The organism is Mesorhizobium sp. BR1-1-15, assembly GCF_020165475.1.
In the GTDB taxonomy this organism is placed as follows: Bacteria; Pseudomonadota; Alphaproteobacteria; order Rhizobiales; family Rhizobiaceae; genus Mesorhizobium.
Genome location: NZ_JAIUIF010000006.1, coordinates 173,575 through 188,215 on the forward strand (window position 1 = coordinate 173,575; position 14,641 = coordinate 188,215).

Here is a 14,641-nt window from a genome sequence, read left to right on the forward strand (position 1 = left end):
TCGAGGGCGCAAGGGGCAGACCCGATGGCTGGAGCGGGCAGGGGCGCGGAGGAAGGCGAGGACGTCGTTGCCGGCGTCAGCGAACGCTCTTTTTTTGCCACGCCCGCGCCCGCCTCATTGCCGCTGGCGTTGTCGCCCCTACAGCAGCCGGGCAAGTCGCCGCCGGCGGATGTTTCCACGCCGCCCGGCGTCCCCGCAGCCGGCGCGGCCGAGCGCCTGCGCCGTGAGTTCGGCCGTGCCTCGTGGCCTCGTCTGCGCAACGGCGTGGCCAGAGCGTCCGAGCTCGAACTCGATCGGGGCGTAGCCTTCCTGCTCGTGCCGGTGTTCCTGGCATGCGGATCGATTGCGTATTTTTCGTTGGCGGCGGAGCCGGGCTTTGCCAAGCCTGTCGCGGTCGCGATCCTGATGTCGCTGTGCGCGCTCGTTTCACGCTCATGGCCGAAAACGCATCTGTGCTTCATGGCGGCGCTGTTGTGCGCGCTCGGCATGCTCGCCGGCAAAGTCGAGACGTGGCGAGCGGGAACGCGGATGCTGGGCTCGGAAATCTCCACGCAAATCACCGGCCGCGTCGTTTCGGTCGACCAGATGGAGACCGGGCGCATCCGGCTGACCATCGATGTGACATCGACCGCGCGGCCGAAACTACTCTACGCGCCGGAGCGCGTTCGCCTTTCGGCACGCAAGGTGCCGGCTGAAGTGACGGCCGGTTCGCTCGTGACCGGCTATGCCAGGCTGTTGCCGCCGACCGGACCGGTGCGGCCGGACAGCTACGACTTTTCCTTCGACAGCTACTTCGCCGGCATAGGCGCCAGCGGCTTCTTTCTCGGCAACCCCAAAATCGTCTCAGCCGATGACAGGCCGCTGTGGGCCGCCCTTTCAGCCGCCATCGAGAGTGCTCGCGAAAGCATTGCCGACCATATCAGGGGCAGCATCGGCGGTGCCGAGGGCGAGATCGCCGCGGCGCTGATCGTGGGTGTGCGCGCCGGGATTCCCGACGAGATCAATGAAGCGATGCGACGCACCGGCATCTACCACATCATCTCAATTTCCGGGCTGCACATGGCGCTGGTCGCCGGCACGGTCATGGGTCTGCTGCGTGGCGGCTTCGCGCTGTTCCCGAATTTTTCCTCCCGCCGGCCGGTCAAGAAATACGCGGCCGCGGCGGCACTTTTCTCGATCGCCGCCTACCTCGTCATTTCGGGCGTCGTTGTCGCCGCCGAACGCAGCTTCATCATGCTGGCGGTGATGCTGATCGCCGTTCTGTTCGATCGGGCGGCACTCACCATGCGCAATCTGGCTATTTCGGCGATCGCCGTCATCGTGGTGTCGCCGCACGAGGTGGTAGGGCCGAGCTTCCAGATGTCGTTCGCCGCCACCGCGGCCCTGGTCGGCGCCTATGCCGGCTGGTCGGATCGCAAAGCCGACAAAGCGCGGACCCCGCCGCCGCAACGGACCTTGCCTGGCCTGCTGACGCGAAAATTGCTGCTGGCGACAGGTGGGCTGGCGATGACCTCGATTATCGCGGGAAGCGCCACGGCGCTTTTCGCCATCTGGCATTTCCAGCGCGTGTCGCCGCTCAGCCTGTTCGCCAATCTTGCCGTCATGCCGATCGTTTCTGTCGTGATGTTCCTTGCGGTTGCCAGCGCGCTGCTGATGCCGTTCGGGTTCGATGGACCATCCCTTTATCTGATGGGCAAGGGACTGGCCGCGATGATCGCCATATCAGGATGGATCTCGCAACGCTCGCCGGTCGACGCGGTCGGGTTGATTTCGCAGCAATCCGTCCTTCTGGTGGCGATCGCCCTGGTCATCGCGACGATGGCCACGACATGGCTGCGGCTGGCGGCACTTCCCTTCGCGCTCGCCGGCCTGTTGACCGTCTCGGACACGCGCACGCCGGACGTGCTGATTTCGGAGGATGCCCGCCTGGTGGCGTTGCCGATCGGCGGCGGCGAGCTCGCGATCAACCGGGCGCGCCCGAACGAATTCACCGTCGATAATTGGAAACGCGCGCTGAAGTCCGAAACCATCGTTGCGCCGGAACTGTTCGACAGCGGAGACCGACAGTTCGACATCTTCGATCCCGCGCAACTTCCGGCGGGAGCGCCTTTCTATTGCTTCACGGGCCTGTGCATGGCCCGGCATACCTCGGGGGCGATCATCGCGCAGGTGGAGGATCGCAAGGACGCCTGGAGGGCCTGCTCCTATGCGGATCTGATCGTCATCAACGACCCCGCGGGCTACGACCCCTGCCACAATCCGCTGGTTCTCGTTATCACCAAGCGGCAGCTCGCTCGTAAGGGAAGTGCCGCCGTCTTCTTCGACCGGCAATCGGCGACGGCACCGGCACGGGTCAGCTTTGCCGTCGACAGGCCATATCGGCCTTGGCACGAACAGCGAAAATTCTCACGCGAGGCAAGGGGACTGCCGCCTTACCGTAAACCCGAAAAGCCCACCGCCGACCCCGCTCAGTAGCGCCTGATCAGGCCGACCAGCTTGCCTTGCACCTTGACCCTGTCCGGTCCGAAAATACGTGTTTCATAGGCCGGATTGGCAGCCTCGAGCGCAATCGAAGCACCCTTTCGGCGGAAGCGCTTCAGCGTTGCTTCCTCCTCGTCCACCAGGGCCACGATGATCTCGCCGGGACTTGCGGTGTCGGCATTGCGGATGATGACCGTGTCGCCGTCGAAAATGCCGGCCTCGATCATCGAATCGCCCTTGACCTCCAGCGCATAGTGTTCGCCGCCCATGATCATGTCAGGCGGCACTGAAATGGAATGCGTCTGATGCTGGATGGCGTCGATCGGCACACCCGCTGCGATGCGACCCATGACCGGGATCGACACCGCTGAAACCGCATCGTCGTCATTGCCGACAGCGGGCAGACGCGAAGACGTCGCCGGCTTGATCTGCCGGCTAGGGCTGCTGCCCTGTCCGAGGCTGCCCTGGATGACGCTCGGGGAGAACTTCTTTGCCGCGTTAAGACCCGGCGCGATCGAGTCCGGCAGGCGCAGCACCTCCAGCGCGCGCGCCCGGTTGGGCAGGCGGCGAATGAAGCCGCGCTCCTCCAACGCCGTGATCAGCCGATGAATTCCCGACTTGGAGGCGAGGTCCAGCGCTTCCTTCATCTCGTCGAAGGACGGCGGAATGCCGCTTTCCTTCAGCCGTTCATGGATGAACATCAAGAGTTCATGTTGCTTGCGCGTGAGCATGGCGGCCCCCAAAGGCATTGCACGAAGGGTCTGGAACCAGAATCAGAAAACAAACCCAGAACAAACACTATCTGTTCCAGTTGTGTTCCGCAACCATTTAAAGTTTAATGAATTTGTTAAGGCGACGGAAACGAAATGCCCTCCCGCAGCCAGCATCCTGCCAGCGCGGTCCGTCGTCAATGCGCTCCCGGGCCCTTTGAAACTATTTTGGTTAATGGCCTGTGGCCCGACCGGTCTCCACTCTTGGCACAAGCCTGCAAGCTGGGTGACCGGCAGGTGCGGGGTGCGTTTGGGCGGATTAGAAACCCCTGCGGCTCGTGAACGAAACGAAACCAAAATGCCAACTTCCTGCCGGAAAACGACGAGGCACCACCACTGGTCGCGATGGGCTGCGTTCGCTCGCTCCTTGCTTCCCGTTCGCTTGACGAAACCGTATAATAATGTACGGTTTTCGAAGAGGAACACCAATGACCACGCCGAAGCAGGCCGCGCGACGCGAACGGATAGAGGAGGCCGCCTATGCGGTGCTCCGGGAAACCGGCTACAAGAGCGCCTCCCTGCTTGCTATCGCCAAGCGGGCATCGGCCTCGAACGAAACCCTCTACAACTGGTACGGCAACAAGCAGACCCTGTTTCGATCCTTGATCGAAGCCAATGCGGGAGAGGCAAGGAAGCTGCTGGAGGACGCCCTTCACCAGGCGCGCGATCCGCTCAAAACCCTGAACTTGCTCGGGCCAGTCCTGCTGACCCTCGTGACGGGCGACAAGGCGGTGGCGCTCAATCGCGCCGCGGCCGGCGACGTCAACGATACAGGCACGCTTGGCCAATCGATCGCGCAATTCGGCCGCAATACCATAATGCCGCTTGTTGGCGACCTGCTTCGAACCGCAAGTCGGGCCGGCCTGATCGCCTGTGACGATCCTGCCGAAGCCGCCGACATCTACATCAGTCTTTTGATCGGCGATCTCCAGGTTCGCCGGATCGTTGGGGTGCTCGAGGAACTGCCTCGGGCGGAAATCGAGCAAAGATCGAACCGGGCGTTCACCCTGTTCTTGCGCCTCTATGCGGCCAGCCCTTGCCCGGGCGGCAAAACAGCCGGCCCGTTTCCAGGGCGCTCTTCTCACCGAGGAACATCGCGACCATGAGCAAAATTCCCGATCTCGCAGCGATCGAGGCAATGGACACCGCGGATCCGCTGCGTGCCATGCGTGACCGCTTCACCTTGCCCCAGGGGGTGATCTATCTCGACGGCAATTCGCTGGGCGCCGCTTCGCCCGCCGTGTTCGGCGAGCTGCAGAAGGCCGCCACGCAGGAGTGGGCGCAGGATCTCATCCGCGCCTGGAACACCGCCGGCTGGTTCGACATGCCGGTCGAACTCGGCGACCAACTCGGGCGCCTGATCGGGGCCGCCGCCGGCCAGACGGTGGTCTGCGATACCACCTCGATCAACATCTACAAGGTGCTGCATGCGGCACTCGGGATGCGGCCGGACAGGTCAGTCATCGTCGCCGAGGGGGACAGCTTTCCGACCGATCTCTATATGGCCGAAGGCGTTGCCTCGACGCGGCCGGGCACGGTGCTGCGGCTCGAGGGTGTCGATGCGCCGACCATAGAAGAACTGATCGACGAGCGGGTCGCGGTCATCCTGGTCAACCACGTCAACTACAAATCCGGGCAGTTGCGCGACATGGCCGCGCTGACGCGGACGGCACATGATGCCGGCGCGCTGATCGTCTGGGATCTCTGCCATACCGCCGGCGCCTTGCCGGTCGAGCTCGACCGTTCGAACGCCGATTTCGCCGTCGGCTGCACCTACAAATATCTCAATGGAGGCCCAGGTGCCCCGGCCTTCATCTACGCGGCCGAGCGCCACCATGGCGATGTCCGCCAGCCGCTCAGCGGCTGGTGGGGCCATGCGCGGCCTTTCGCCTTCGAACAGGGTTTTGCTGCCGGCACAGGCATCCGCCGGTTTCTCTGCGGCACGCAGCCTGTGCTGTCGATGCGCGCGCTCAAAGGGGCCCTCGATGTCTGGAACGACGTCGACATGGCAGAGGTGCGCAGGAAGAGCATCGCATTGACCGATCTGTTCATCCAGCTCGTCGAGGCAAAATGCGGCGCCTACGGCCTCGAACTCGAAGGCCCGCGCGACGGCAATGAGCGCGGCAGCCAGGTGTCGTTCCTCCACCCGCATGGCTATCAGGTGATGCGGGCCTTGATCGAGCGCGGCGTGATCGGCGATTTTCGCGCGCCATCCACGATTCGCTTCGGCTTTACGCCGCTTTATGTCGGTTATGTCGATGTCTGGCAGGCTGTCGAGGTGCTGGAAGACATTTTGCGCACGGACGCGTGGCAGGAGGCGCGTTTCGCCGTCAAGGCGGCGGTGACTTAAGAGCCTGTCGCTCAGAAAAGCGCAGCGGGTTCGGGATAACGATATGCAGTCGGCAAAGCTACGTCAGAGCCGGGTGCGGACCTTCCACAGCTCCGGGAACAACTCCACCTCCAGCATCTTCTTCAGGTAGGACGCGCCCGATGTGCCGCCGGTGCCGCGCTTCATACCGATGATGCGCTCGACCGTGGTGACGTGGTTGAAGCGCCAACGGCGGAAATAATCCTCGAAATCGACCAGCTTCTCGGCGAGTTCGTAGAACATCCAGTAGCGCTGCGGGTCGCGGTAGATGATCTGCCAGGCGACAAGGACCTCTTCGTTCTCGGTCCGCGTTTCGCGCCAGTCCGTACGCCTTGCGTCGGCACCGATGTCGAAGCCGTTACGGGCGAGCAGCAGCAGCGCCTCGTCGTAGAGCGACGGTTGCGCCAGGATCGCCTCCAGTTTCTCGCTGAGGTCCGGCCGGTGCTTGTGCGGTCCGAGCATTGCGAGATTGCGGTTGCCGGCCATGAACTCGATGGCACGGTACTGCCACGACTGGAAGCCCGAGGACTGGCCAAGCGCGTCGCGGAACTCGGTGTATTCGCTGGGCGTCATCGTGCGCAGCACGTCCCAGGCATTGTTGAGCTGCTCGAAGATGCGGGCGACGCGCGAAAGCATCTTGAAGCTCGGTTCGAGACGGTCGGCGCGGATGGAGCGGATTGCGGCGCCGATTTCGTGCAGCGCGAGCTTCATCCAGAGTTCCGATGTCTGGTGCTGGATGATGAACAGCATCTCGTCATGGGCTGACGAAAGCGGCTCCTGCGCCTCGAGCACCTTTTCCAGATGCAGATAGTCGCTGTAGGACATGCGCTCCTTGAACGACATTTCCGCGCCCTCGGCGGACGGGTCGTAGGGCTTGCTCAATTGATCTTCTCCGCGCGCAGCCGGAAGCGCTGGATCTTGCCGGTCTGCGTCTTGGGCAAAGCGGCGATGAATTTTACCGAGCGCGGATATTTGTAGGGCGCGATCGTGGCCTTGACGTGATCCTGCAGACGCTTGACGGTCATTGCGTCTGGCGCCACGCCTTGCACGAGCACCACATGAGCCTCGACGATCTGGCCGCGCTCGGCATCCTCGGCGCCGACCACCGCGCATTCGGCGACATCGGCATGCGCCAGCAGCGCCGCTTCGACCTCTGGGCCGGCGATGTTGTAGCCGGCACTGACGATCATGTCGTCGGAGCGCGCTGCGAAGTGGAAAAAACCGTCCTCGTCCTGCCAGAACGTGTCGCCGGTGAGGTTCCACCCGTCGCGGACATAGTCGCTCTGCCTGGCATCGGCCATGTAGCGGCAGCCGGTCGGTCCCCGCACCGCGAGCCTGCCCGCGGTGCCGCGCGGCACTTCGCGCATTTCGTCGTCGACGACGCGCGCCTGATAGCCGCCAACGGCCTTGCCGGTGGAGGCAGGCTTCATGTCATCGAAGCGGTTGGAGATGAAAATATGCAGCATTTCCGTGGCGCCGATGCCGTCAAGGATCGGCTTTCCGGTTTTCTCAGTCCATTCCTCGAACACCGGCGCCGGCAAGGTTTCGCCGGCCGAAACGGCGACGCGCAGCGACGATAAATCGGCCCCTTCGTCCATGGCCTTGAGCATTGCGCGATAGGCGGTGGGCGCGGTGAAGGAGATCGTCGCTTTGTAGGTTTCGATGATGTGGACCATGTTGGGCGGCGTTGCCTGTTCCAGCAGCGTCGCCGCGGCGCCGAAACGCAGCGGGAAGATGGCGAGCCCGCCAAGGCCAAAGGTGAAGGCCAGGGGCGGCGAGCCGACGAAGATGTCGTCAGGCGTCACCTGCAGGATCTCGCGGGCGTAGGCGTCGGCGATGATCAGGAGGTCGCGGTGAAAATGCATCGTCGCCTTCGGCACGCCTGTCGTGCCTGAGGTGAAGCCGAGCAGGGCGACGTCGTCACGCCCGGTCTGCACCGCGGTAAACGTCACGGGCTTGTCGAGGGCGGCGCGATCGAGTTCGGCGTCGTGGTTGGCGGTGCCGTCGAAGCCGATGACCTGCTTGAGGAACGCGCTGTCCTTGGCGCAGGCGGTCATCTCGTCCATCAGCCTGGTGTCGCACAGCGCTGTGGTGATTTCGGCCTTGTCGACGATCTTGGCGAGTTCGCCGGCGCGCAGCATCGGCATCGTGTTGACCACGACGGCGCCGACCTTGGTGGCGGCCAGCCAGCAGGCCACCATTGCGGGGTTGTTGGCCGAGCGGATCAGCACCCGGTTGCCTGGCTTGACGCCGTAATTCTCGACCAGCGCATGCGCCAGCCTGTTCGTCCAGTCGGACAATTCCTTGTAGGTGCGGCGGCGGCCGTTGCCGATCAGCGCGGTGTGGTCGCCCAACCCTTTCTCGACCAGCCTGTCGGTCAGTTCGACGCCGGCATTGAGCCGTTCGGGATAGTCGAAGCCGTCGAGCAGGAAGTCCGGCCATTGATCCGGCGGCGGCAGGTTATCGCGCGTGAACGTGTCGATATGCGCTGATGGCCCAAGCATTTTCGGCTGCCCCTGTCTGCCTCACGCCCATCGCTGAACAAGGCACAGGATCGCACCAGTCGAAATTTGTTTCAAGCCTAAAATGTTTTGCCCCCGGAGCATTGACGTTGCCGCTGTCGATCGCCATTGCTATCGGCTGAAACGATGCCGTCCGGGGGAGGGTGCCGATGCTCGAACATCGCATTGCCGATTGGGACAATGCCTACGCCAACGGCGCCAACATCGCCGGCAGCGATCGCTGGCCGGCCGCATGGGTCGAACCGGCGCAGGCATTTCGCGATGCGCTTGCGGCAAAGGGCAGGGCTCAGCTCGACATCGCCTATGGCGACAGGCCGCGCAACCGGCTCGATCTCTTCCTTCCCGCCGCCAAGCCCAAAGGGCTCGTCGTGTTCATCCATGGCGGCTACTGGCTGGAGTCCGACAAGGATACCTGGTCGCATCTCGCCAAGGGCTCGGTTGACGGCGGCTTTGCCGTGGCGATGCCGTCCTATACGCTCTGCCCCGACATACGCATCGCCGGCATCTCCCATGAGATTGGCGCGGCGATCGGCAAGGCGGCGGCGATGGTCGGGGGACCGCTTATGCTGACCGGGCATTCGGCCGGCGGCCATCTCGCCAGCCGCATGGCGACGACATCAACGCCCCTGGCAGCCGGCGTGGCAAGGCGCGTACGTCACGTCGTTTCGATTTCAGGCCTGCATGACCTGCGTCCGCTCATGCGCACCGGCATGAACGCGGCGCTGAAAATCGATGAAGCCGAGGCGCTGACGGAAAGCCCGGCGCTGCTGCGGCCTATGGATGGTGCGCGCATCACGTGCTGGGCCGGAGGCGGCGAGCGGTCCGAGTTCTTGCGCCAGAACGCCTTGCTGGCCAATATCTGGACAGGGCTTGGTGCCATCACGAGCGCGGTGGTCGAGCCGGATCGACATCATTACGACATTGTCGAAGGCCTGGCCGATCCGGCGCATCCGCTGACACGAGTTTTGCTAGCGGAGTCAACGATCTGATTTGGCGCTAGAATCAGCTGGTTATACGGGGAATATTCACCTCAGCATGAGAACGCTGCAAGCGTCTCCTGCAGCCGCGGCGGATACAAATGGTTCGCGTACGATCAGTCCGTTGGCGTCGGCCAGCATCCTCAGCATCGAGGAATCCTGGATGCTGAAAGGGGTTGCAACCAGCATGCCGGCCTCTTGCCTGACCACCGCCCGCACATAGTCCTGGCGCAGATCATTGGCTTGCATGGCGGCGCCCAGCCGTGCCTGACGGATATCTTGCCGGAAATTGCGGTTGCCGAGGCGTGCCAGGAGCGGCTTCAGGAACAGTTGCGAGCAGACGAGGCTCGCCACCGGATTGCCGGGCAGGCCGATGCACCTGATGTCGCCGAGGCGGCCGAACATCAGCGGCTTGCCGGGACGCATGGCGATCTTCCAGAAACCGAGCGTCATGCCTTCGCCGGTCAGCACGTCATGGATCAGATCGTGGTCGCCGACCGAGGCGCCGCCGAGCGTGACGATGACATCAGCGCCGGCTGCGACCGCTTTCCTGACCAGCGCCGCGATGGCTTCCTGGCGATCAGCGGCAATCCCGAGATCAAGCGCATGCGCGCCGACCGATTGCGCGGCGGCGGCGACGCCATAGGCGTTTGACGAAATGATCTGGTCGGGGCCGAGTTCGCTGCCGGGCGGCAGCAGCTCGTCGCCGGTGGCGATGATGGCAACCAGCGGCCGCTTTACGACGCCCACCCGGGGATGGTTGGCCGAGGCGACAAGCGACAGTGCTGCCGGATCGAGCACGCGGCCTTTTTCCAGCAGGATGTCGCCCTCGGAGAAATCGAGCCCGAAGCGGCGGATGTTGCGCCCCTCGGCCGTCGGTTCGACCACCTCGATGCTGCCGCCGCCGAGGTCACGAACGTTTTCCTGGATGACGATGGTGTCTGCGCCTTGCGGCAGCGGAGCACCGGTGAAGATGCGCACGGCCTGCGCCTTGCCGACGGCGCCGTCAAAGCCGCGCCCGGCCGCCGCCACGCCCATCACCGAAAGCCGGGACGGCACGGACGCGACATCGACAGCGCGGACCGCGTATCCGTCCATGGCAGAGGCGTTGAAGGGCGGTTGGGTGCGCAACGCCACCACCGGTTCCGCGAGAACGCGATCCACGGCCTCGAGGAGCGAAACGCTTTCGCTCGCAAGCGGCGCAGCACCCTCCAGCAGGCGTTCGAGCGCTGCTGCGACCGGAAGCAGCGCCATCAGGCGACCGCCCCATCTTCGCCAGCGGCTTTGTAGTCGCCCGACTTGCCGCCGGTCTTTTCGACCAACCGGATGCCGGTGATGACCATGGCACGGTCGACCGCCTTGGCCATGTCGTAAATGGTCAGGCAGGCAACCGAAGCCGCGGTGAGCGCTTCCATCTCGACGCCGGTCTTGCCGGTGACGCGCGCCAGCGCAATGATCTTCAGTCCGGGCAGGGCAGGATCGGGCTCAATGTCGACGGAGACCTTGGTCAAGAGCAGCGGATGGCAGAGCGGGATCAGCTCATGCGTCTTCTTCGCTGCCATGATGCCGGCTATGCGCGCGGTGCCCAGCACATCGCCTTTCTTGGCATTGCCGGCCAGGATCATCTTCAGCGTCTCGGGCCGCATCGAGACGAAACCCTCGGCGACAGCGGTGCGCGTCGTTTCGTCCTTGCCGCCAACATCGACCATGTTGGCCTGGCCCTGCGGGCCGAGATGGGTGAGGGCGGCCGTCATCGTCAGACGGCCTCGGCCGCTGCCTTGCCGGTGAGCAGCGCGCGCGTTGCCGCGGTCACATCCTGCTGGCGCATCAAACTTTCGCCGACCAGGAAGGTGCCGATGTCGCTCTTCTGCAATCTGAGGCAGTCGTCATGAGAGAAGATGCCGCTTTCGCTGACCAGCAAGTAACCGCCCGGAATCATCGCCCGCAGTCGTTCCGAGGTTTCGAGACGGGTCTCGAATGTCCGCAGATTACGGTTGTTGATGCCGATTAATTGCGACGACAGCTTCAGTGCGCGCTCCGTCTCGGCCTCGTCGTGGACCTCGATCAGCGCATCCATGCCGAGTTCGAATGCCGTCGCTTCAAGCTCGCTCGCCAAATCATCATCTACGCTGGCCATGATGATCAGGATGGCGTCCGCCCCCCAGGCGCGAGCTTCATGGACCTGATAAGGATCGAACAGAAAATCCTTGCGCAGCGCGGGCAGGGTGACGGCGGCTCTTGCCTTGGTGAGAAATTCCGGCGCGCCCTGGAAAGACGGTGCGTCGGTCAGCACCGAAAGACAGGCGGCGCCGCCCTTTGCATAGGCCCGCGCGAGCGCTGGCGGATCGAAGTCGGCGCGGATCAAGCCCTTGGACGGGCTTGCCTTCTTGATCTCGGCAATCAGAGCGAAGCCGCCGGATCTGCGCTTCGCCTCAAGCGCCGTGAGAAAGCCGCGCGGCGCGTCAGTGTCTTTCGCCCGCGCCTTGATCTCGGCCAGCGGCACGCGCGCCTTGGCCGTCGCGATCTCGTCGCGCTTGTAGGCCTCGATCTTGCGCAGGATGTCCGACATCTGTCTAACCGTTCGAAATCTCGACCAGCCGGTCGAGCACCTGCAGCGCCCGGCCGCTGTCGATGGCTTGCACCGCCGTCGCCATGCCGTCGGCGAGCGTCGTCGCCTTGCCTGCCACCACCAAGCCGCCACCGGCGTTCATCAGCACGGTGTCGCGAAAAGCGCCCCCGGCGCCACCCAGCATAGCGCGCAAAGCCTCGGCGTTGTAGGCAGCGTCGCCGCCGCGCAGTTCTTCCTTGGTGTGACGGGCCAGGCCAACCGCTTCGGGCGTCAAGGTGAAGGTGCGGATCTCGCCGCCGATCAGTTCGGCGACATGCGTTTCGCCCGTGGTGGTGATCTCGTCGTAGCCATCACCATGAACGACCCAGGCATGCTCGGTGCCCAGCGCCTTCAGCGTCTCGGCCACCGGTATGATCCATTCCGGCATGAACACGCCGACCATCTGCCGGCGCACGTCGGCCGGGTTGGAGAGCGGACCGAGCAAGTTGAAGATGGTTCTGGTGCCGAGCTCCACGCGGGTCGGGCCGACATGCTTCATCGCCGGGTGATGTGCCGGCGCGAACATGAATCCGACGCCAGCCTCGTGGATGCAGCGGCCGATGGCCTGCGGCGTGAGATCGATCTTGACGCCGAGCGCGGTCAGGACGTCGGCCGCACCGGTCAGCGAAGACAACCCGCGATTGCCATGCTTGGCGACCGGAACCCCGCTGGCGGCGATGACGAAAGCGGATGCCGTCGAGATGTTGACGGAGTGCGAATTGTCGCCGCCGGTGCCAACGATGTCGATGGCGCCGACAGGTGCGTCGACGCGAAGCATCTTGGCGCGCATGGTGGCGACGGCGCCGGAAATCTCGTCCACCGTCTCGCCGCGCACACGCAACGCCATCAGGAAGCCGCCGATCTGGCCGGGCGTAGCATCGCCCGACATGATGATGTCGAAGGCCTCGCGCGCCTCGTCGAAGGACAGGGCGGTGCCGGTCGCGACCTTGGCGATATGGGTTTTCAGCGCGCTCATCTTGTCGAGGCTTGGGCAACGGCAGCCTGGTCGACGCGGACGCCGTACTGCGTCTGCAACTGCGCCACCAACTGGTCGAGCAGATCGTCCGACATGCCGGAGGTGAAGGACTTGCGCGCGTCCTCGGGCACCGAACTGGCATCGGCCCCGGCGGGTTCGAACACCTCGGCGACCTTGAACAGGATTTGCGCGTCGCTGGTGGGAGAGGGGATCAAGCCGGTGCCGCCTTCGCCGACGCCGAACATCACCGCTGCACCTTCCTTGCCGAAATCGGCGTCGTCGGCTTCGCGCTTCAGGCCACGCTTGGTCTGCTTTTCCAGCTTGAGCTCGCCGGCAATGACGTCGAGCGTTGCGCCGGCCTTGAGCCGCTTTTCCAGCTCCTGCGCCTTGGCGGTCAGCCGCTTGGCCGTCTCGGCCGCGGTCCAGTCGGCAACGACCTTCTGGCGAACTTCGTCCAGCGTGCGGTCGCGGGCCGGCGTGATCGAAGCCACTTCATAGAAAATGAAGCCGTTATCGGCCGTGGTCAGCGCCTCGTTTTCAGTATTCGGTTCGGCATCGAAGGCAGCCTTGATCAGGGCCGGCGATTCCGGCAGATCCTTGACGATGGAGCCATCGGGCCGCAGGCCACTGCGATCGATCGCGTCGACAGTGACGACCTTCAGCTTCAGCTTGGCGGCGGCGTCGGCCAGCGAACTGCCGGCGGCGCGACTGTCCTCGTAATTATCATGCACGTCCAGAAGGATGCGGTTTGCCTCGCCCAGCGCCAGGTCCTTGCGGATCTGGTCCGACACTTCGGCCAGCGGCTTCACGACTTCGGGCTTGATCTCGGTGACGCGCAGCAGCACGGGACCAAAGGCACCCTGCACGACAGGGCTGACCTCATTGACGTTGAGCGCAAAAGCAGCGTCGGCGACCGCCTTGTCGGCGATCTTGTCCTTGGCGAGCGTTCCGAGCAGCGTGTCGGCCGGGGTCTTGCCTTCCGCAGTGACGAGCTTGTCGAAGGTTGCGCCGGACTTCAACGAATCGAGCGCGGCCTTGGCCTCGTCCGGCGTCTTGAACACAAGCTGCTCTATGGTGCGCATCTCGGGAGTGGTGTAGCGCGCCTTGTTCTTGTTGTAGTCGTCGCTGACCTGGGCGTCGGTCACCGAGCTCGTGTCCATGATGTCCTGCGGCTCGAGCCTGACATAGGAAAACTTGCGGTATTCGGGCGCGGCATAGGTCTTCTTGTTGGCCTCGAAATAGGCCTGCAGCGCGCTGTCGCTCGGCGCCTCGATGGGTTCGACCAGCGCCTTCGGCAAGGTCAGATAGTCGACCGTACGATCCTCGCCACGGTACAGGGCCACCGCCTTGAAGAAGGTGTCAGGCGCCTTGAGGCCGTCCGAAACCGCCTCGACGATCTGCTGGCGCACCGCGACCTGGGCACGATTCTTCAAATAATCCTCCGGGCGCATGCCGACCTCACGCAGCCTGTATTCGAAGGCTCTCCGGTCGAACTGTCCGCCGGGGCCCGTGAACGCCGGATCCTCGCGGGTGAGTTCCGCCAGCCGGTCCTTGGACAGGCCAAGGCCGAGCTTGCGAGCCTGTTCGTCGAGGACCGCGCCCGAAACAAGCTGCGCCAACACCTGGTTATCGACGCCGAGCGCCTTTGCCTGTTCGTGGGTGAGGCGCTGACCGAACTGCTGCGACATGACGGCGAGCTGGCGGTCATAGGCGAGGCGGTATTCGTTGATCGACACCTTGGTGCCGCCGGCCGTGATGACGGAGTCGTGGCCGGCAAGGCCACCCATCAGCCGTCCCGATACGCCCCAGACCGCAAAACTGACCACCAGCAGCGAAAGCAGTAACTTCGCGACCCAGGTGCCCGCCGCGCTTCTCAATATACCAAGCATCGTTACTTCCGATTTATGCGCATTTTCCGATGCGCCGAGTCTGAAACAAG

The 14,641-nt window shown here is 64.1% G+C and carries 12 protein-coding genes; 4 read left to right on the top strand and 8 right to left on the bottom strand.

From position 1 onward, the window contains the following. Positions 1–24 precede the first annotated feature (24 nt). Positions 25–2,475: a ComEC/Rec2 family competence protein gene (locus LB541_RS13455; RefSeq protein ID WP_224618628.1), complete on the top strand. Its 2,451-nt coding sequence runs from the start codon at positions 25–27 to the stop codon at positions 2,473–2,475. Here LB541_RS13455 and lexA read toward each other — a convergent pair. Then, positions 2,469–3,212: a transcriptional repressor LexA gene (lexA, locus tag LB541_RS13460; protein ID WP_140515360.1), complete on the bottom strand. Its 744-nt coding sequence runs from the start codon at positions 3,210–3,212 to the stop codon at positions 2,469–2,471. The genes LB541_RS13455 and lexA overlap by 7 nt on opposite strands. 467 nt (positions 3,213–3,679) lie before the next feature. Between lexA and LB541_RS13465 the strand changes: the two genes are divergently transcribed. Further along, on the top strand, positions 3,680–4,357 hold the full coding sequence (locus LB541_RS13465) for a TetR/AcrR family transcriptional regulator (RefSeq protein WP_181181886.1): 678 nt from the start codon (positions 3,680–3,682) through the stop codon (positions 4,355–4,357). Then, entirely contained in the window at positions 4,354–5,601 is a 1,248-nt protein-coding gene (gene kynU / locus LB541_RS13470) for a kynureninase (protein ID WP_140525230.1), read from the top strand. The genes LB541_RS13465 and kynU overlap by 4 nt, the downstream gene beginning before the upstream one ends. Positions 5,602–5,664: 63 nt before the next feature. On the opposite strand, the gene kynA is transcribed toward kynU, so the two are convergent. Together kynA and LB541_RS13480 are read right to left on the bottom strand one after the other, a co-directional pair. Further along, the gene (kynA, locus tag LB541_RS13475) at positions 5,665–6,501 is read right to left on the bottom strand and encodes a tryptophan 2,3-dioxygenase (protein WP_140498668.1); all 837 of its coding nucleotides are present in this window, start codon (positions 6,499–6,501) and stop codon (positions 5,665–5,667) included. Next, complete coding sequence (locus tag LB541_RS13480) at positions 6,498–8,123, bottom strand: AMP-binding protein (RefSeq protein ID WP_140515363.1); 1,626 nt, start codon at positions 8,121–8,123, stop codon at positions 6,498–6,500. Before LB541_RS13480 ends, kynA begins: the two co-directional genes overlap by 4 nt. Before the next feature lie 167 nt (positions 8,124–8,290). Between LB541_RS13480 and LB541_RS13485 the strand changes: the two genes are divergently transcribed. Then, positions 8,291–9,130: an alpha/beta hydrolase gene (locus tag LB541_RS13485; protein ID WP_140560953.1), complete on the top strand. Its 840-nt coding sequence runs from the start codon at positions 8,291–8,293 to the stop codon at positions 9,128–9,130. 36 nt (positions 9,131–9,166) lie between these two features. Here the strand turns inward: LB541_RS13485 and glp are convergent, their stop codons facing one another. The 5 genes from glp to LB541_RS13510 are packed head-to-tail and all read right to left on the bottom strand — an operon-like array spanning position 9,167 to position 14,591. Then, positions 9,167–10,372 (bottom strand): gephyrin-like molybdotransferase Glp, encoded by a 1,206-nt coding sequence (gene glp / locus LB541_RS13490; RefSeq protein WP_140560954.1) that lies wholly within the window; start codon positions 10,370–10,372, stop codon positions 9,167–9,169. Beyond that, positions 10,372–10,872 (bottom strand): cyclic pyranopterin monophosphate synthase MoaC, encoded by a 501-nt coding sequence (gene moaC, locus LB541_RS13495; RefSeq protein ID WP_140557169.1) that lies wholly within the window; start codon positions 10,870–10,872, stop codon positions 10,372–10,374. Before moaC ends, glp begins: the two co-directional genes overlap by 1 nt. A 2-nt stretch (positions 10,873–10,874) precedes the next feature. Continuing rightward, a complete protein-coding gene (gene trpC / locus LB541_RS13500) occupies positions 10,875–11,687 on the bottom strand; it encodes an indole-3-glycerol phosphate synthase TrpC (protein WP_140515366.1) in 813 nt (270 codons plus the stop codon). Between the two features lie 4 nt (positions 11,688–11,691). Further along, positions 11,692–12,702, bottom strand: a complete 1,011-nt coding sequence (trpD, locus tag LB541_RS13505; protein ID WP_140498656.1) for an anthranilate phosphoribosyltransferase — start codon at positions 12,700–12,702, stop codon at positions 11,692–11,694. Next, the gene (locus LB541_RS13510) at positions 12,699–14,591 is read right to left on the bottom strand and encodes a SurA N-terminal domain-containing protein (RefSeq protein WP_140560955.1); all 1,893 of its coding nucleotides are present in this window, start codon (positions 14,589–14,591) and stop codon (positions 12,699–12,701) included. Before LB541_RS13510 ends, trpD begins: the two co-directional genes overlap by 4 nt. Between the last annotated feature and the right edge of the window lie 50 nt (positions 14,592–14,641).